Source organism: Gemmatimonadota bacterium (assembly GCA_026702745.1).
GTDB lineage: Bacteria > JAAXHH01 > JAAXHH01 > JAAXHH01 > JAAXHH01 > JAAXHH01.
The window spans coordinates 1-17,852 of the sequence record JAPPBT010000025.1 but is presented as its reverse complement, the minus strand read 5'-3'; the positions used below and the strand labels follow the sequence as shown (position 1 = coordinate 17,852).

The 17,852-nt window shown below is 59.6% G+C and carries 15 protein-coding genes; 10 read left to right on the top strand and 5 right to left on the bottom strand.

The window, feature by feature from the left end; all coding sequences use genetic code 11:
* Positions 1-72 precede the first annotated feature (72 nt).
* Positions 73-399 (bottom strand): hypothetical protein, encoded by a 327-nt coding sequence (locus OXH56_04335; GenBank protein MCY3554533.1) that lies wholly within the window; start codon positions 397-399, stop codon positions 73-75.
* 266 nt (positions 400-665) lie between these two features.
* Here OXH56_04335 and OXH56_04330 point away from each other — a divergent pair, with 266 nt between their 5' ends.
* From OXH56_04330 to OXH56_04305, 6 genes are all read left to right on the top strand, one after another.
* Complete coding sequence (locus OXH56_04330) at positions 666-2,939, top strand: MFS transporter (GenBank protein MCY3554532.1); 2,274 nt, start codon at positions 666-668, stop codon at positions 2,937-2,939.
* Positions 2,940-3,059: 120 nt separating this feature from the next.
* Entirely contained in the window at positions 3,060-4,217 is a 1,158-nt protein-coding gene (locus OXH56_04325) for a Gfo/Idh/MocA family oxidoreductase (protein MCY3554531.1), read from the top strand.
* A gap of 162 nt (positions 4,218-4,379) precedes the next feature.
* Positions 4,380-5,468, top strand: coding sequence for a DSD1 family PLP-dependent enzyme (locus OXH56_04320; protein MCY3554530.1), 1,089 nt, complete (start codon positions 4,380-4,382; stop codon positions 5,466-5,468).
* Between the two features lie 8 nt (positions 5,469-5,476).
* A complete protein-coding gene (locus OXH56_04315; GenBank protein MCY3554529.1) occupies positions 5,477-6,577 on the top strand; it encodes a D-TA family PLP-dependent enzyme in 1,101 nt (366 codons plus the stop codon).
* A gap of 294 nt (positions 6,578-6,871) precedes the next feature.
* Positions 6,872-7,651, top strand: a complete 780-nt coding sequence (locus OXH56_04310) for an enoyl-CoA hydratase-related protein (protein ID MCY3554528.1) — start codon at positions 6,872-6,874, stop codon at positions 7,649-7,651.
* A gap of 76 nt (positions 7,652-7,727) precedes the next feature.
* A complete protein-coding gene (locus OXH56_04305) occupies positions 7,728-8,048 on the top strand; it encodes a hypothetical protein (protein ID MCY3554527.1) in 321 nt (106 codons plus the stop codon).
* A gap of 37 nt (positions 8,049-8,085) precedes the next feature.
* Here the strand turns inward: OXH56_04305 and OXH56_04300 are convergent, their stop codons facing one another.
* Complete coding sequence (locus OXH56_04300) at positions 8,086-8,412, bottom strand: hypothetical protein (GenBank protein ID MCY3554526.1); 327 nt, start codon at positions 8,410-8,412, stop codon at positions 8,086-8,088.
* Here OXH56_04300 and OXH56_04295 point away from each other — a divergent pair.
* From OXH56_04295 to OXH56_04280, 4 genes are all read left to right on the top strand, one after another.
* Positions 8,411-10,345 (top strand): ABC-F family ATP-binding cassette domain-containing protein, encoded by a 1,935-nt coding sequence (locus tag OXH56_04295; protein MCY3554525.1) that lies wholly within the window; start codon positions 8,411-8,413, stop codon positions 10,343-10,345. The genes OXH56_04300 and OXH56_04295 overlap by 2 nt on opposite strands.
* Positions 10,346-10,358: 13 nt before the next feature.
* The gene (locus tag OXH56_04290) at positions 10,359-11,339 is read left to right on the top strand and encodes a YpdA family putative bacillithiol disulfide reductase (GenBank protein MCY3554524.1); all 981 of its coding nucleotides are present in this window, start codon (positions 10,359-10,361) and stop codon (positions 11,337-11,339) included.
* Between the two features lie 473 nt (positions 11,340-11,812).
* Complete coding sequence (purE, locus tag OXH56_04285; GenBank protein ID MCY3554523.1) at positions 11,813-12,316, top strand: 5-(carboxyamino)imidazole ribonucleotide mutase; 504 nt, start codon at positions 11,813-11,815, stop codon at positions 12,314-12,316.
* A 67-nt stretch (positions 12,317-12,383) separates the two neighbouring features.
* Positions 12,384-13,520, top strand: coding sequence for a 5-(carboxyamino)imidazole ribonucleotide synthase (locus OXH56_04280; GenBank protein ID MCY3554522.1), 1,137 nt, complete (start codon positions 12,384-12,386; stop codon positions 13,518-13,520).
* 65 nt (positions 13,521-13,585) lie between these two features.
* Here OXH56_04280 and OXH56_04275 read toward each other — a convergent pair whose 3' ends face one another.
* The 3 genes from OXH56_04275 to OXH56_04265 form a co-directional block, all read right to left on the bottom strand.
* Positions 13,586-14,782, bottom strand: coding sequence for a DNA-processing protein DprA (locus tag OXH56_04275; GenBank protein MCY3554521.1), 1,197 nt, complete (start codon positions 14,780-14,782; stop codon positions 13,586-13,588).
* Between the two features lie 132 nt (positions 14,783-14,914).
* On the bottom strand, positions 14,915-17,011 hold the full coding sequence (locus tag OXH56_04270) for a RecQ family ATP-dependent DNA helicase (protein ID MCY3554520.1): 2,097 nt from the start codon (positions 17,009-17,011) through the stop codon (positions 14,915-14,917).
* Between the two features lie 173 nt (positions 17,012-17,184).
* Positions 17,185-17,852, bottom strand: a 668-nt coding sequence (locus OXH56_04265) for a phosphotransferase (GenBank protein ID MCY3554519.1), incomplete at its 5' end; no start/stop codon positions are given.

Here is a 17,852-nt window from a genome sequence, read left to right as displayed (position 1 = left end):
TTAATCTACCTGATAATAATGTACGATATTTGGCTCGGTTGTCAATTTGATTTGATTCTGACGTATATTCCTTCAATTCTTGCTGTCCATTTCGTCCACGCGGCCCTGCGCAGCCGTTATCCTTTCATCCAGTCTGCCCTGTTGAATTTCGACAGAAGACGTACGTTCCTCCAGCCGGTCAAACCGCCGGTCAACAGCATCGAACCGCCTGTCCACTTCGTCAAACCGCCTTTCCACCGCTTTGAATTTCTCGTCCATCCGGTCGAGAATCCTGGATTCTATTTCAAGCATTTCAGCTTTGATTTCCCGTCTGCTGCCCTTGGCCTCACGCCAGAAGAAGATAAAGGCGGTCACCAGTACGGCCGGTTGGATCCAGATCGATATGGTTTCCATTTCCATGCTCCTTTCAAATGATCCGATACCATTGTGATTATAAATGGAATAGTGGAAATGCCGGCCACGATTCTCGCTTTTTCTTTTATATTCTTGACGTTACCGGCACGGCGCTCCTATTCTGAGGCGCATTTCGCGGGACTCGCAGTTTATGACGGGCTGGGCAGATTGTCGCGTGACTACGTGACCGACGGGAACGCCTGGTTTACCGCGGCCGAAACCGCGGGAACCGCGTGACCGCCAGTCCGGACAAGCCAACGGAGCAACCCAACATGCTGTCACGAGGCGAAGTCAACCGATCGCTACGATCCTTTATCGTCGTGAGAGGACTCTGGGGGGCCTGGGGCCAGATGGTCGGGACGAACACGGCCGTCTTCGCGGGTTTCGTGTTGTCCCTTGGACTGGACGCGTCGGACATCGCTTTCTACTCCGCGATCGCATCGATCCTCGCCCCGGTGCAGATCATTTCCTCCCTCTTCAGCAAGTCCATCGAGAACAAGAAGCGCTGGGTCGTCTGGAACGGCGTGCTGGAGGCGTTGTTCCGGGGGCTCATGATCACCATCCCCTTCCTCTTCGTTGAATCGCTGCACCAACGGATGCTGCTCATCTTCCTGGTCGCCGGGCTGACCGCGGGGTACATCTACACGCCGTTCTACTCGAGCTGGGTCGCCGGCACCGTCCCGGAAAACATCCGCGCCCGCTTCACGAGCCGTCAGACCATCGTCAACAGCCTCGTGGGCGCGGCGGTGGGCGTCATGACGGGCCGTTTCGTGGACTGGTTTCCGGATGACGAAAAGCTCATGGCCTTTGTGGTGGTCTTCGTCGTTGGCACCCTTTGCGGCGCCGCCGGGCCGCTGTTTCTCAAGCGCACGCCTTACCCGACCCGCGTCGACGAGACCGAGACCCGGAATCCCCTGCGCCACCTGCTGCAGCCATTCAGGGACCGGAACTTCCGCCAGCTGGTCACATTCTACGCGTCCTGGCAGTTCGCCCTCGGGCTCTCCGGTCCGCTCTTCAGCGTGTTCATGCTCGACCGCCTGGGGTTCGGCTACACCGCCATTTCCCTGCTGAGCGCCCTGGGCACGCTCGCCACCATCGCGGGGTACCGCGCCTGGAGCGTGATCATCGATCGCTTCGGCAGCAAGCCGGTCCTCCAGATCCTCATCATCCCCGGCGCGCTGAACGCCTTTCTCTGGGGCCTGTGCCAACCCGGCAATCACGCCATGGTGGCCGTCGCCATGTTGCTTTCCGGCCTCATCATGGGCGGCATCAACCTGGGCGTCACGCCCCTGCAGTACGCGCTGCTCCCGAAGGAGAACCAGGACGAGCGGGTCGCCTACATGGCCTCGTGGTCCACGTCGATCAACCTGCTCTATGCCGCCGGGCCGCTCCTTGGAGGCATCCTGGTGGCTTCGCTGGCCGGGGTCCGTTTCACCGTGGCCGGGTTCCTCATCCAGGACATCAATCTCCTGTTCTTCCTGAGCGGGATCATGCGTTTCGTGCCGCTGTTCCTGCTCCGGCCGGTACGCGACGCCCGCTCCATCTCGTCCCAGCAGCTTCTTTCAAACATGTTCCGCGGCAACCTGCTGAGCTACACCTTCAACTACATCGTGTTCAACGTGGCCACGGCCGAAGACCGGCGCGCGAGGGCGGCCTACAGGCTGGGTCGGTCCCGGAATCCCATGGCCATCGACCACCTCGTCCAGGCCCTGTCCGACGCCAGCTCCAAGGTGCGACGGCAGGCCGCGCGGGCGCTGGGGGAAACCGGCTCGGAGGTGGCGGTGGACTCGCTCATACGGGAACTGGAGAGTCCTTCTTCGGACATTCGCAGCGAGGCGGCCGAAGCTTTGGGCCAACTGAAACACGCCAGGGCGGTAGACCCGCTGGTCGAGGCCCTGGAAGACGAAGATCCCAGGGTGCGGATCAGCGCCATTTCCGGACTGGGCCAGATGGAAGGCGACGACGTGCAGGAACTGCTGTTCTGGCATTTCTCGAACAACGTGGACCCGTTGACCTTCCCCACGCTCGTGGAGGCCCTGAGCCACCGCGAGGACTACCGCATCATCAAGCCGACCTTCGACCGCCTGGGGTCCTTCACATCGCCCGCGGTTCGGCTGCAGCTGCTCAACAATATCTGCCACACGCTGGGCGCCGGCGACCGCTTCTACAAGCTGCTGTCCATGGAGGAAAACGAACGCTACGGCGAACTGGAACGCATGATCAAGCGGACCGTAACCCGGTTTACCGATTCGAAGGCCGTCCCCGAAGACACCCGCCGGAGCGTGGAAAGCCTCTTCGCGCTGTTCACCCAGGCCTACGAACGCAACGACGTGCCGTCCATGATGGAACAGGCCCGGTTGCTCGCGGCGCTCATCCGCGACAGCCACCCCGTCATCGAACAGAGTCCCCTTGACACCCTGTCGGTGTATCTCATTATCATGACCATGAACCACTTCATCGACAGCGACGCCCACCAGGATCTGCCGGGCGCCCAGGAGATCTTCCTGGCGGTGTGCATGCGGCGGATCGCCACGCTGGTGAGCTGATATGCAGGATGGTGTAACGAGCTGACGACGTCCCCCGATGCGACGGCCGAATCCACGGTTGTGACGCGCCGCCGGCGTGGATGAACCGGGTTGACCAGCCGGCCATGGAAGAGTTCGACTATGAACAAAACTCGGGAACAGTTCCACCTGGGCATCGCCGGGGCATGCGGACGGGGCATGAGCTTCCGCGCCGCCTGCGACGCCCTCCCCCGTGTGCGCGTCCACGCCGTGTGCGACATCGACGCCGGCGCGCTGCCCGCCACCGCGGAGCTGCTGGGCGCTTCGGAGCAGTACACCGACTACGATGAAATGCTCGAACGGTCCGACCTAGACGGCGTGATCATCGCCACCCCCATGCCGCTTCATGCGCCGCAGGCCATCGCCGCGCTGGACCGGGGACGGCACGTATTCAGCGAGGTCCCGGCGGCGGTTTCGGTCGAGGAGTGCCGGGCGATCGTCCGGGCGGCCCAGTCCTCCGGACGCGTATACATGATGGGCGAAAACTACACCTACATCCGCGAGAACGTGCTGGTGAAGGCGCTCGTCAAGGCGGGGCATTTCGGCACGCCCTACTACGCCGAGGGAGAATACCTTCACGAGCTCAAGGGATACGACGAGCAACGCCTGGCGGCCCGGGGACTGCCGCCCGAACAGGTCTGGCGCCGCCACTGGCAGTCGGGCATCGACGGCATCACCTACGGGACCCACAGTCTGGGGCCCATCCTCCAGTGGTTCGACGACCGCGTGGCGTACGTGACCTGTCACGGCAGCGGCCACCACTACCTGGACACGGAGGGCAGGGCCTACGCCCAGGACACGAGCGTCATGCTCTGCAAGATGGCGGGCGGCGGCCTGGCCAAGATCCGCATGGACCTTACCTCCGACCGGCCCCACGCGCTGACCAACTACCAGCTCCAGGGGACCGACGGCTGTTACGAATCGGCCCGGGGCAAGGGACAGGCGTACCGCGTCTGGCTCAAGTCCCGCTGCGTGGACGAGAACACGTGGATGGACCTTCACGAGCTCGAAGAGGAGTTCCTGCCCGACTGGATGGGGGCGGCGGCCGCGAAAGGCGCCGGGCACGGCGGGAGCGACTACCACGAACTGGTTGAGTTCATCGAAGCCGCGGAAGGCCTGCGCAAGCCGTCCATCGGCCTGCACGAGGCCATGGACATGACCCTGCCCGGTCTCGTCAGCCAGCAGTCCATCGCCGAAAACGGCAGTTCCCTGCCTGTCCCGGATTCGAGGGATTGGTACTCGGAACCTCCGGAGCGCTGAACGGCGGTTGGCGGTCTCAGCCAGGGATAGTTTACGCTGTACCTGACCGGTGCGGGCGGCTATACTTTGACAATACGCAAAGTTGCAGGCGCGGGCGGCTATACTTTGACAATACACTACGCTTAGCGGCTCGCATCTGTCGAGAAATCTGGAGTACGTCTCATGGCCCGTCCCGGCAGTCCGATCGAGGACATCGACACCCCGGCCCTGGTGATCGACCTGGATCGGATGGAAGGCAACATCGCCCGCATGGCGGCGTTCTTCGCCGACAAGGACGCCTACTTGCGGCCCCACACCAAGACACACAAGACGCCGGTCCTGGCACACCGGCAGATCGAGGCCGGCGCCCGGGGCGTCACCTGCGCCAAGCTGGGCGAGGCCGAGGTCATGGCCGCGGCGGGCATTCGCGACATTCTGGTGGCCAACCAGGTCGTCGGACGCGTCAAGATCGACCGCCTCGTCGCCCTCGCACGCCATTCGGACGTCATCGTCGCCTCGGACCATGAAGCAAACGTACGGGAGATCTCCGACGCGGCGCAGGCCGCCGGCACCCGGGTGAACATGATCATCGAAGTCGATGTGGGCATGGAGCGCTGCGGCGTGCCGCCCGGCGAACCCGCCTGGCAACTCGCACAGGCCATCGACCGGCATCCCGGTGTCGTCTTCCGCGGGGTGATGGGTTACGAGGGCCACATCATCGGCAACCCGAACGACGAGGAACGGTACGCCGGCTGTCGGGCGTCCATGACCATGCTCACCCAGACCGCCGACTACATCCGTGAGCGGGGGCTGGCCGTGGACCTGGTCAGCGGCGGCGGCACGGGGACGTACAAGGTCACCGGGACGTTTCCGGGAGTGAACGAAGTGCAGGCGGGATCCTACATCCTGATGGACGGCACCTACCAGCAACGCATCCCCGAATTCGACTGCGCGCTTACGGTCTACGCCACGATCGTCAGCCGGCCCGGCGACGAACTCGCCGTCGCCGACGCGGGCCTGAAGACCATGACAAACGACATGGGGCTGCAGTCCGTCCGCGGCGTGGAAGGCGCATCCATCCTGCGCCAGTCCGAAGAACACGTCAAAATCGAGCTGCCCGGCGCGTCCTGTATCTTGCGGCCTGGCGACAAGTTCCACATCGTCCCGAGCCATTGCTGCACGACCATCAACCTCCACGACCGGTTCTACGGCGTGCGCGACGGTACGGTCGAGTCCGTGTGGGACATCGCGGCGCGCGGAAAACTACAGTAGGAGCAACTATGGATCCCCGATACCACGTAATCAACGTCGATGAGATTCCCAGCCCATCCATGCTGGTCTACCGGGAGCGGCTCAAGGAGAACATCGACCGGACCCTGGAGATCGCGGGCGGCCCCGAACGCCTCCGTCCCCACATAAAGACCCACAAGATGCGGGCCGTCATCGAGATGCAGCGCGCGGCCGGGATCGACAGGTTCAAGTGCGCCACGATCTACGAGGCGCGGATGCTGGCGGAAATGGGCGTGGAGGACGTCTTCATCGCCTACCAGATGATCGGGCCCAACATTGGACGCCTGGTCGACCTCGCCGGTCGTCATCCCGGTACGACCTTCCGCAGCATGGTGGATGATGCGGGCGCGGCCGAGGCGCTGTCGGCGGCGGCGGATGGCGCAGGCGTAACCATCGACGTGCTGCTGGACTTCGACGTGGGCCAGCACCGCACCGGTATCGCGGCCGGGCCGGAAGCGCTCGAACTCTACGCGCTGCTCGACCGCCTGCCCGGCATCACGCCCGGCGGCCTGCACGGCTATGACGGCCATAACCACCAGGCGGACCTCGAGGAACGCCGGCAGGCCTGCGGCGCCGCACTGGACCAGGTGCGCGCTTTTCAGGCCCGGCTGGAGTCCCGGGGCCTGCCCGTGCCGCGGCGGGTCATGGGCGGTTCCATATCTTTCCCGTGCTATGCCCCGGCCGAAGACGTGGAACCCTCGCCCGGTACTTCTGTGTTCTGGGACTGGGGGTACAGCAGCCGCTTCCCCGACCTGCCCTTCGAAGCCGCGGCCCTGCTACTCAGCCGCATCATCAGCGTTCCCACGCCGACGCGCGTGACCCTCGACCTGGGCAACAAGTCCATCGCCTCGGATCCGGCCGGGCAGCGCGGCATCCCCTGGAACCTTCCCGGTGCCGAACCCGGGCTGCACAACGAGGAACACTGGATCATGGACTGCCCGGACAGTTCCGGCCAGTCAGTCGGCGACCCTATATACGTCTTCCCCACCCACGTATGCCCCTGTACCGCGCTGCATCGCCAGGTCTACGTGATCGACGGCGACGGCCTCTGCCGCGAACAGTGGACCGTCGACGCGCGGAACCGGGAATAGCGCGCGAGATAACGAACGGCAACCACCGTAAGGCGCAGTGGACCGTCGACGCGCGGGACCGGGAATAGGGTTCGGTTCAGCACGATTCCGGTCCGCAGCTATCCGCGAAAACTCCTTCGAAGTCCCCTCGCAATTCTGTGACAAACGTGTTACAATTTTTCACTTTCCTATTGACGAAGTGACGTAAATACATTATCTTAAACTGTTCGCGCTTTCTGCGAAAACCGGGCCGTGTTCCAAGAGAATCGTCCCGGTTGTATGGGTTATTTTCAGGCACGTCGACAAGGCGCTTGCATGTCGTTTGAGCAGATCCTCATTGAGCAGGACGGCGGGGTGGTCACGATCACGATCGACCATCCTCCCCTGAACGTGCTCAGCGCCCAGGTCGGACGTGAACTCGGTGAAGCGCTCGACCAGTTAGACGGCGACCCGGACGCTTCCGTGGTCGTGCTCACGGGTAGCGGCGACCGGGCTTTTGCCGCCGGGGCCGACATCCGGGAACTGCAGCGGCTGTCGGGTTCGGACGCCGAGGAAATGACCCATCGCTGGCATCGCCTCTTCCGGCGGATCGAAGGATTCAGATTGCCGGTCATTGCCGCCGTGAACGGGGTGGCGCTCGGAGGCGGATGCGAACTGGCCATGGCGTGCGACCTGCGTTACGCCTCGGAGAAAGCCCGGTTCGGCCAGCCGGAAATCAACCTCGGCCTGGTCCCGGGATGGGGCGGCACGCAACGGTTGCCGCGACTCATCGGTCGGGGACGGGCCCTCGAGTTGATGTTGACGGGCGATATGTTCGATGCCGCCGAGGCCCATCGCCTCGGACTCGTCAATCGCGTTACGGCGCCGGAGAAGTTGATGGATACGGTCGGGGAACTGGCCGGGCGCATGGCCGCAAAAGGCGGCGTGGCGCTGGCTTCCATCAAGACCTGCGTCAACGAAGGGCTGGACCAGGGGCTGGACGAAGCCCTGGCGCTTGAAGCCCGGGAATTCGGAGCGGTGAGCTCCTCAGAGGACAAGGCGGAAGGCATCGCGGCGTTTCTCGAGAAACGTCCCGCGGCATTCCGGGGTCGCTGAGTCGAGGCGTGCGCACTCAATAAGCGACCTGGATTTCATCGGTAACCATGGCACGCGGCAGGAAGAGAGCGATCGTATGCAGCTACTGGGACCCACCGAGGGCGAATACATTCAGGTAACAGGCGAATTCGAAAAGCGTGAAGCCATCGAGTTCTGCGTTCAGGATCTGAACAGCAAGAACATGGAATTCGGCGTCTGCGAGCAGGACGGCAAGTTCTTCGTGGCCCGGGTCATCGTGCCGGACGAAGAGATCGATACCCGTTCCAAGATTGTCACGGTGCGCAGCGACCGGGTGGACATACACGGGAATCCCCGCGGGATCATCCGCAAGGGGGTCTACAACTTCGTGGAATGGTACGCGGACGGAGAAGTCACTGCCCAGGAAGCCGCTGTCTGAATCACGGGCCTGCCTGATCCGACCCGGCGGAACCCGCTCACTTCCCAGGGGCCGCCCCGGCCTGTCGGCATCCTTTCAAAGACTTCCCCGGTCCATATGTGCCTGGACTGCCTGGACAGGCCGTGCCTGACCGGGTCTTACGCATACAAAATGCCGGACTGAGTGCATCCCACTCGACGAAACCATGGAAGCTTTCTGCCAGCCTTCCATGGTTTTTTTGTAATACTCGTATGCATACCGCGGACGCGACTTTCATCGAAGCGACTACCGTGATCTCGATTTCCATCAAAGCGATTTCCGCGGACGCGACTTCCGCGAGCATTCCTTCGGCAACTACAACTTTCTCAATCACGATCTGACCCATGCCGCTCGTATCCTTCCACAAAGTCACGAAATACTACGGCGCGCAATGTGTCCTGCAGGGCATCAGCTGGGGCATTGACCCCGGCCAGCACGTGGGCCTGATCGGTTCCAACGGGACCGGCAAGACGACCATGCTGCAGCTCATCACCGGCGACCTGTCGCCGGACGAGGGGGAGATCTCCCGCCGTCGGGACCTCCGGACCGGCTACCTGACCCAGGACGCGCACCTGACCGCCACCAACTCGGTCCTGGACGAGGCGCTGAGCAGCTTCGAGCGCATTCACGCACTGGAAAAGCAGCTGCGCACGGCTGAAGCGGCGCTGGAGAAGGCAAAGGGCGACGCGGAAGAGTCCGAGCGACGCCTCGGACTGTATGGCCGGCTGACGGAAGAGTTCGAACGGGCCGGCGGTTACACCTACCCGCATCGCGCAAAGACCGTGCTTCACGGGCTGGGTTTCAAGGAGGAAGACCTGCCCCTGCCGGTCAACGTGCTCAGCGGCGGGCAGAAGACGCGCCTGCGCCTGGGCAAGCTGCTGCTGGGGGACGCGGACCTGCTGCTGCTGGACGAGCCGGAAAGCCACCTGGACGTGGCCGCGACGGAATGGCTGGAAGAGTACATCACCGACCACCCGGCGGCCATCCTGCTCGTTTCCCACGACCGCTACTTCCTCGACCGGACCGTGAACCGGATCGCCGAACTGGAAGACCTGGGTCTGCAGAACTTCCCGGGCAATTACACCCGGGCCATGGAGGTCAAGGCCGAACGCCTCAAGGCGCGGCAGCGCGCCTACGACCAGCAGCAGGCCTTCATCCAGGAGCGGGAAGAGTTCATTCGCCGGACCATCGAGGGCGTCAAGACCAAGCAGGCCCAGGGAAGGCGGAGCCACCTGGCGCGCCTGGAGCGCCTCGAGAAGCCGCGGACGAAGCACCGGACGGCCTCTCTGAACTTCGGGGCGATGAAGCGCAGCGGGCGGGACGTACTCGCGCTCGACGACGTATCCAAAAGCTACGGTACGCGGACGCTGTTCTCGGAGCTGCACTTCACCCAGCACCTGGGCGACCGTGTAGGCCTGATCGGATACAACGGCGCGGGCAAGACCACGCTGCTCCGCATGATCGTGGGTCAGGAGACGCCTTCGTCCGGAAGCATCCGCCTGGGTACGGGCGTGGACATCGGCTACTACGACCAGGAACGGGCCAGCCTCACGGGCGACCGGTCCGTACTGAACGAACTCTGGTCGGTCAGGCCGGGCATGAACGAAGGCACCGTGCGCAACCTCCTCGGCCGGTTCCTCTTCCGGGGAGACGATGTCTTCAAGCAGGTGAACCTGCTGAGCGGAGGGGAGCAGGGGCGCCTGGCGCTGGCCAAGCTGATCCTGGAGGAGCCGAACTTCCTGGTCCTCGACGAGCCGACCAACCACCTGGATATCCTCTCCAGGCAGGCCCTCGAACAGGCCCTGGCCGACTACCCCGGCACGCTCATGGTGGCGTCCCACGACCGGTATTTCCTCGACCAGATGGTCGGCGCGCTGCTGATCTTCGAACAGGAAGGCGTCCGCCACTGGGAAGGCACCTACTCGGAGTACCGAGCCTACAAGGAGGAGCAGCGCCTCGCCGCTGCGCGGGCGAAGGAGAAGAAACCGCGTCGAAAGGCCGGGGCGGCTGACGGGACGACTGGCGGGGCGACCGGGGCGGCCTACGATCCCCGTAAGAAGGAACGCAAGGAGCAGCGGATGATGGCCGAGGCGCTGGAAGAGGCCATCCGGAAGAAGGAGGCGGAGATCGCCCGCCTCGAGGGCGACCTCGGCGAGGAGGGGACCTTCTCCGACCGGGAGCAGGTCGAACGGGTCGGCAGCGCTTATGCGCGCGCCCGGCAGGAACTGGAAGACCTCTACCTGGAGTGGGAGGTCGTCGCCATGGAACTGGAAGATTAGGATCGGAGGGATTTTGTACGACGCCGTCATCATAGGGGCCGGCCCGGCCGGACTCGCCGCGGCCTACGCCGCCAAGCAAGCCGGATTGGACTACGTGGTCGTGGAACGCCAGTGCATCGTCCACACCATCTACCAGTTCCCCACGGGCCTGGTCTTCTACTCGACCCCGGAACTCATCTCGCTGGGCGACGTGCCCATGATCGTCCAGGGACTCAAGCCCACCCGGGAAGAGGCGCTGAACTACTACCTGAAATTCGTCGAGTCCCAAGGACTCAAGGTGAACACATACGAAGAGGTCACCCGCATCTCGGGCCAGGACGGCGACTTCGAGATCGAATCAGTGTCGCAGCGTGAGGGCGACCGGCACTACCGGACCCGGAAAGTCATCCTGGCCACCGGCGCCTTCGACAGCGCCAACCGGATCGGCGTGCCCGGTGAGGAACTGCCCAAGGTCTTCCACTACTTCAAGGAGGGCCACCCCTACTTCGACCGGGACGTCCTCGTCGTGGGCGGCAAGAGCTCGGCCGTGGAGACGGCGCTGACCCTCTACCGCGCCGGCGCGCGGGTCACCATGTCCTACCGCCAGAGCGCGTTCCGGGGCATCAAGTACTGGGTCCTGCCCGACCTGGAGAACCGCATCGCCGAGGGATCGATCACGGCCATCATGGATTCCACGGTGAAGGAAATCCGACAGACCGATGTGGTCCTGGAAGCAGCGGGCACTGAGCGCGTGATCCCGAACGACTTCGTCTTCTGCATGACGGGCCACACACCCGACGTGCCCTTCTTGAGCGGCACGGGCGTCAAAGTCCACCCCAAAAACAACATCCCTGTACACGATTCCGACACCTTCGAATCCAACGTGCCCGGTATCTACATCATCGGCGTCATCACCGCCGGCAACGTGAGCAGCGACATCTTCATCGAAAATAGCCGCTTGCATGGACCGAAGGTGGTGGAGCATATTCTGGGGCAGGACGAGATTTCGCAGTGAGTATACAGATTTCGCAGTGAGTATACGACTGTATTTCAATGAGCACTGTCCCGATTGCGCGCAGAAGGCACAGCGCACGGGTCGCATGGACTGGCTGGACCGAGTAGAATTGCGGACTGACCGGTCACCAATCGGAGAGGTACCCGCAGGTGAAATCGTCGTGGACGAAAAATGAACGGACAGGGTATTCACCGGGATCTTTGCGACGCGCAAAGTGTGCATGCAGATTCCCCTGTTGATTCCTTTCGGACTGTTTCTGTTTCTGACGCCTGTCCTGAAGTTCGCAGGACGAAGAAAAACGGGATGTAACGGCGACGCATGCGAGATTTGAGACGGTTAATCACTGTTCGCGGTGTACCATGCCGTAAATGGCGAACTTGCCGAACGCGGCATGCCATGTCGTACGTGGCGATCTTCCATTCGGTTGCTCAGTTGCTCCACGCCAGTGTTTTTGTCGATGAAGAGGTGAATCCATGAATGAAAGGCAATCTTCTCCCAATCCCCTCGTCGGCGTGGTCATGGGCAGCAAGTCCGACTGGGACACCATGCAGAAAGTCAGGGACGTTCTCGAGCAGTTCGACGTGCCCCATGAATGCCGGATCGTCTCAGCCCACCGCACGCCCCTCTGGCTGGCCGAATACGCGGCCGAGGCCGAGGGAAGAGGACTCGAAGTCATCATCGCGGGCGCCGGAGGCGCGGCCCATCTCCCCGGCATGATGGCGGCCCAGACCCTGTTGCCGGTCCTCGGCGTACCCGTGGAAAGCAAGGCGCTCAAGGGCATGGACTCCCTGCTCTCCATCGTCCAGATGCCCCGCGGCATCCCCGTGGGCACGCTGGCCATCGGCCAGTCCGGCGCAGTGAACGCGGGCCTGCTCGCCGTGGCCATCCTGGCCACCTCGCGGCCGGACCTGCGGGAGAAACTGAGGACGTACCGGGAAGATCAGACCGACAAGGTCATGGGAGACGAGCTGCAGTGAGTGGAACACACGAACTGGCCGTCGCGAGCGCTATGAACGACCAGACCGTAACGGACGGCGCCGCGACATGAACGACCCAATCCTTCCGGGTTCGACCATCGGTATCCTCGGCAGCGGCCAGCTCGGTCGCATGATCGCCATTGCCGCCCGGCGTATGGGTTACCGCGTCCACACCCTCTCACCCGAATCCGACTCGCCCACCGGTCACGTCGCCGACCGCGAAGTCGTCGCCGCCTACGACGACGTGGAGGCCGTGAAGCGCTTCGCCGAAGACGTGGACGTTATCACTCTGGAATTCGAGAACATATCGGCCGTATGCGTCGACGCCGCATCGCCCATTGCACCGGTTCGCCCCAAAGGAAGTGTCCTCCACACGACGCAGAACCGCCTGCGGGAGAAGACTTTTTTGGCGGAACACGGGTTTCCAGTCGCGTCATTTCGTCACGTTAAATCGAAAGAGGAACTTGCTGTGGCCGTCGCGGAAATCGGCGTGCCCGCCGTGCTCAAGACGGCCGGATTCGGCTATGACGGAAAAGGGCAGGTGAAGATTGACTCGGCCGACGACGTGGACCGCGCCTGGGCGTCCATGGCGGGGCAGGAAGCGGTGCTCGAAGCGTTTATCGACTTCAAGTTGGAACTGTCCGTGGTTGCTGCGAGGGGATTGACAGGCGACTACGCGCACTACGGTGCGGTGGAAAACAAGCATAGCCACCACATACTCGATGTCACCACCGCCCCGGCCGACGTGTCCGGCGCGGTAAACGTTACCGCCGTGAACCTAACCAGGAAGGTCTTCGAAGCCCTCGATGTCGTCGGGGTCGCCTGCGTCGAGTACTTCCTCGACCGCGACGAGAACCTCATCATAAATGAGATCGCACCCCGCGTCCACAACTCGGGCCACTTCACCTTCGATGCTTGTGTTACCAGCCAGTTCGAGCAGCAGGTCCGCTCCGTGTGCGGTCTGCCCCTCGGATCGACTGAGCAGCCCCGGCCCGCGGCCATGGCAAATTTATTGGGAGATCTGTGGACGAATGGCGAACCGGACTGGGCAGCGGCCCTGGCCATTCCGGAAGTCAAGCTGCACTTGTACGGAAAACAGGAAGCCCGCCCCGGAAGAAAGATGGGACACTTGACGGCGATGGCGGATACACGGGAGCAGGCGGTGGAAAGTGTGGTGGAGGCGAGGAATATGTTGAGAGGATAAAAGTCTGAATTGCTACTGTTTTTAAGATACGTGTAGGCTAGACCAATTAGAAATAGGACTTGAGCTCAAAATATCTTACCTTGCTCTGCCGATCTCCAAATATAGCGAACTGGTTTCGACAGTTTTTCAAGTTTGCCTTCTAAAACTGCTTGATTCAACCATTCATCCAACTGAGTCTTTTTAAGTTGCAATATGTCAGCCAATTGCGTGCGATTCTTTGGATCGTTCTCACACAGAATCCTCACTTTTGAAATAAACACCTCGTAGAATCCTAAGTTTTTGTCGATCATATGTAATTCCGCATTCGAATCTGGATATTCGCCAGCCACTTCGTCATCCGAAGCATCTCCCCCTTTTTGAATATCTGTCTCCAAACCAAGTGTTAAATCAGCATGTATCCCACTATAAAGGTTTTTACCTTCGCCAATTACTAATTTGCTCTCAGCTTCACTGTATGTCTGATTGGAAGTATCAACTGAGAGACGTACTTGCTGAACAACATCAGCGATTTTGTAAGGAGCCCACTGTCCTCCCCCTCGATTAACAATGTCCTCATTTCCTGCTTTTCTGTCAGCGGTACGTTTGACCCAGGTTGGCACCCATTTCTTCCTATGATTTTCCATGGCACCAGTCCAAGTGCCGCCTTTAACGCCGGAGTGAACGACTATCGCTGCATCAGATAGACAGTAGATGTATTTATTGCGCTCCATAGCTTTGGCTGTGTTGAAACCCGATTCTGGATTTGTGGTAGAAATCAGAACGAGATTCTGATCCTGAAGGTGTCTACGATACTTTAGACTCGAACTAGTTCGCAAAAGATTGTCCGCTAGCACTCCGATCACGTTACCACAGTTTGCGAGCGCTCCAAGCATTGCGGATTCATCTACTCCTCTCGCACCACCGGACACAACCGTTAGGCCACTTCCAGCGGCCACAACCCCTACACCAGAACTGTACGCCAGGTCTTCCTCCGCCGCGTTGCGCGAGCCTACTACAGCCAACCCTCCATCCTTCAACATGGATTTGTTCCCACTACCAAACACGACGATTGGCGCAGCGTTCCCCAGTCGTTTTTTGAACCGCTTTGGATAGTCCTCTCGTGTCAGAACCCAAAGACCTGCACCGGTCCATTTCTCCATCGCGATTGCAAGAGCTCCACCTCTGTCCAAGAGCCTTTTAAGACGCTCTAGTGTAATAGACTTATCAGACCACTCCGTTAACTGCTCATGGATGTCCCCGGTCATTAGATCCCATGGATTCATGTCGCGTTTCCGAAGCCATCCTGCAAATCGCTTCCACTCACTGATCGTCAACGGTTTGGCCGCATCATTTCCCACCTGTGAGAAATGAGCGCTTAATAACAGGATAGCCTGTGTTCTATATAGTTCTGACATTCAATTCCCAGAATCCGCTGAAGCCAATGCCACGGGATAGATCGACCCGGCTCCAGCCTGTCGCAACAAAGTGGTTAGCACCGTCATTGTCCAACCTGAATCGATAACGTCATCAACCAGTATAGCGGGACCTTCGGGAATCTGATCTGAAATCCTGAAAACGCCATCCAGGTTTTTGCTCTGATGAAAGATGTTCTGCTGATCCTTCTGGGGTTCATTATCTGTAATCTTGTGTATGGCGTCAACGAAAGGCAACTGTAATTGTATCGCGAGTCTAATTGCAAAATCAGATACCAACGTTGGTTGTCTGATCGATGGTACCCAGGTTACCCATTCTGGCTTGGGATGTGGTTGCCATCGCTTTTCGATCATCTCTGCCATGGCGGCCACCAACTCATCTCGAAAAACACCTGTCTTCTTGTCGGCAGCAATCATTCGACCCCAACCCGCATCTCCCCAACGCGACATTATCCTTCCTTCGGATGACCGTAACTCCTGAGGCAGGTAGCCTTGAAAGCCATATGTTGGAAACGCATCATCAGCTACCCGTACTTTCGTCTTGAATGGCATATCTCCTTGTTTCAGGAAACGAGTTGCCTCAACGATTGGCAATTGGTCTAAATCGATATCCAAAACAGGTTCGCCAATACAGACTGAACATCGCCAGCACTTTTCGTTTTCCGGATCATCGAGTGAATTCCTCAGGAAGGACATCAGGCAGATCTCTGAATCAATGTAATCTTGGACTTCCTGCCACTCGATTTCTCTTTGCGATGACAGGCGTTCGATTTTAGTGCGGTCTATCTGGTATGGTACCGCTGTCCGGCGCCATCGGTAACCATCCCTAATCACAGGCGATGGATTTTCAACACTTAGTATCTTCAATACCTTATCGATCTGCCCGTACCTGAGATTGAGATGTTGCTGAATTTGGGCGATCGATAATTCATCATATTCAGCCAAAACAGCAAGGATACTGTTTACATGTTCCTCATCTGGAAACGCAGTACGACGGAAATACTCGTGGATTTCATCATCCTCCATCCCTGCTATTAAAACTCCGTAAGCCGTGTCAATTGCTCTTCCCGCACGGCCAACCTGTTGGTAATACGCCACTACAGAACTAGGAGCCTGGTAATGTACCACAAAGCCTACATCCGGCTTGTCATAGCCCATACCTAGAGCAGTAGTAGCCACCAGTGTCTTTATCTCGTTCTTATACAAGCATTCTTCCAGATAAAGACGATACTGGTTGCTGTCCTCGAAGTCGTCGTGATTCACGTTCCCATAATAAGCGTATGCTTCTATCCCCTTTTGTCGCAACCACTGTGCAACCTGTTCGGCGTCTCGTACTGTCAGCACATATACAATTCCGGTTCCGGGAAGCTTGGGGATATGCCTTGCTAACCAAGCAAGCCGAGACGCTTGATCTGGTAGACGCAGTGTTTGCAGTACAAGGCTTTTCCTGACTAGTGAACCGCGATGGATTTCGATGTCGCCTAGCAGTGCTTCAATGTCTTCAATTACTCTGTTATTGGCAGTAGCGGTGGTACCAAGAACCGGCATATTCGGCGGCATTTGTTTCAACACGTTTACCAATCGCTGATAGTCGGGGCGAAAGTCGTGACCCCAGTCGGAGATGCAATGTACCTCATCAACGACAAACAGGCCTACGCGATCAGCCACCGGTAACAAAACTTCGTCAACGAACTCCTCATTCGAAAGCCGTTCTGGTGAAATCAGTAATGCATCAACACGGTCGGATTGCAAATCCTGTTTTATATCAGGCCAATTGTACTGATTCGTGGAGTTTATAGTTTCCGCTCGGATACCAAGCCTTTGCGCTGCATCAATTTGGTTTCGCATCAATGCTAGGAGAGGCGATACGATAACCGTTACGCCGGCGCCCCGGTCGCGTAGAATACGAGTACTTATGAAATAGACTGAGCTTTTGCCCCAACCTGTATATTGAACAACGATCAATTTTCGTCTCTGATTTACTAGAGCGTCAATCGCTTCCCATTGGCCTTCGCGAAATCGTACATTCGGATCATCTACCGCGATTTTCAGCTGCTTCTCTGCTTGGTGTCTATCCATAGATCAACTCACCGATGCTAGGACCGAAGCCGTCACCTCGATGCCCGTAGTGCAATTGTGTATGGTTTGGTAGAAGCATAAACGTACTATAATCAACTGATCTGTTATCTTCGAAATCCCTCATATGATATGTCAGTCGTTATTGGTTGCGAAACCTCGCACAATACTCACACTCACACCATCCCCCGCAACGCCGCCACCGCCTCGTCCAGATACTCATCCTGGTTTAGATCTCCCTCGACCAGGTCCGGCCGGTGACCGCCCCACTGCGTAGCCAGCACCAGCGTCTCGCCGATATCCCATAGCGTCCAGGCATTCGCGAATACCGGCAGGCAGTCCAGCTCCACCTGCGTCAATGGGCGCACCTGGTTATATCCCTCCAGGAAGCAGCGCCAGATCTCGTCCGTCAGATGGTCGGGCACCGTCTCGATGATGTTGTACTTGAAGGTCGCCACGTCATAGGCCCGCCAGCCGAAGGCACACTGGTCAAAATCAAGGATGCAGTAGCCGTTATCGGGATGGTACAGGATGTTTCCGACGTGCAGATCGGCGTGGATGAGACCGTAGATGTCCTTACCCTTTCCAAGTCCGCTGATCTGCCGGCGCATGTGCTCGGCGTAATCCTTGAAGAAAGTCAGGTCTTCGCCGCGCCGCTCTTGCAGGATGGACCCCAGCGTCTGCAGCGGACCGTCCAGCAGGTATTGCAGATCGAAATGATGACGACAGTAAGGTTTTGGAAACTGGTCCGCCCGCTGGTGTATTTCAGCTACTGCAGCACCGAAGGAGATCACGACCGGTTCCTTCACTTCGGGATACCAGGTCACGTGCTCCTCGCCCTCGA

Coding starts and splice junctions, on each gene's coding strand:
- OXH56_04315 (MCY3554529.1), top strand. CDS start 5,477: ATGGATCCCCGATACCACGTAATCAACGTCGATGAGATTCCCAGCCCA.
- OXH56_04310 (MCY3554528.1), top strand. CDS start 6,872: ATGTCGTTTGAGCAGATCCTCATTGAGCAGGACGGCGGGGTGGTCACG.
- purE (MCY3554523.1), top strand. CDS start 11,813: ATGAATGAAAGGCAATCTTCTCCCAATCCCCTCGTCGGCGTGGTCATG.
- OXH56_04270 (MCY3554520.1), bottom strand. CDS start 17,011: ATGGATAGACACCAAGCAGAGAAGCAGCTGAAAATCGCGGTAGATGAT.
- OXH56_04325 (MCY3554531.1), top strand. CDS start 3,060: ATGAACAAAACTCGGGAACAGTTCCACCTGGGCATCGCCGGGGCATGC.
- OXH56_04275 (MCY3554521.1), bottom strand. CDS start 14,782: ATGAATCCATGGGATCTAATGACCGGGGACATCCATGAGCAGTTAACG.
- OXH56_04280 (MCY3554522.1), top strand. CDS start 12,384: ATGAACGACCCAATCCTTCCGGGTTCGACCATCGGTATCCTCGGCAGC.
- OXH56_04330 (MCY3554532.1), top strand. CDS start 666: ATGCTGTCACGAGGCGAAGTCAACCGATCGCTACGATCCTTTATCGTC.
- OXH56_04295 (MCY3554525.1), top strand. CDS start 8,411: ATGCCGCTCGTATCCTTCCACAAAGTCACGAAATACTACGGCGCGCAA.
- OXH56_04300 (MCY3554526.1), bottom strand. CDS start 8,412: ATGGGTCAGATCGTGATTGAGAAAGTTGTAGTTGCCGAAGGAATGCTC.
- OXH56_04320 (MCY3554530.1), top strand. CDS start 4,380: ATGGCCCGTCCCGGCAGTCCGATCGAGGACATCGACACCCCGGCCCTG.
- OXH56_04335 (MCY3554533.1), bottom strand. CDS start 399: ATGGAAATGGAAACCATATCGATCTGGATCCAACCGGCCGTACTGGTG.
- OXH56_04305 (MCY3554527.1), top strand. CDS start 7,728: ATGCAGCTACTGGGACCCACCGAGGGCGAATACATTCAGGTAACAGGC.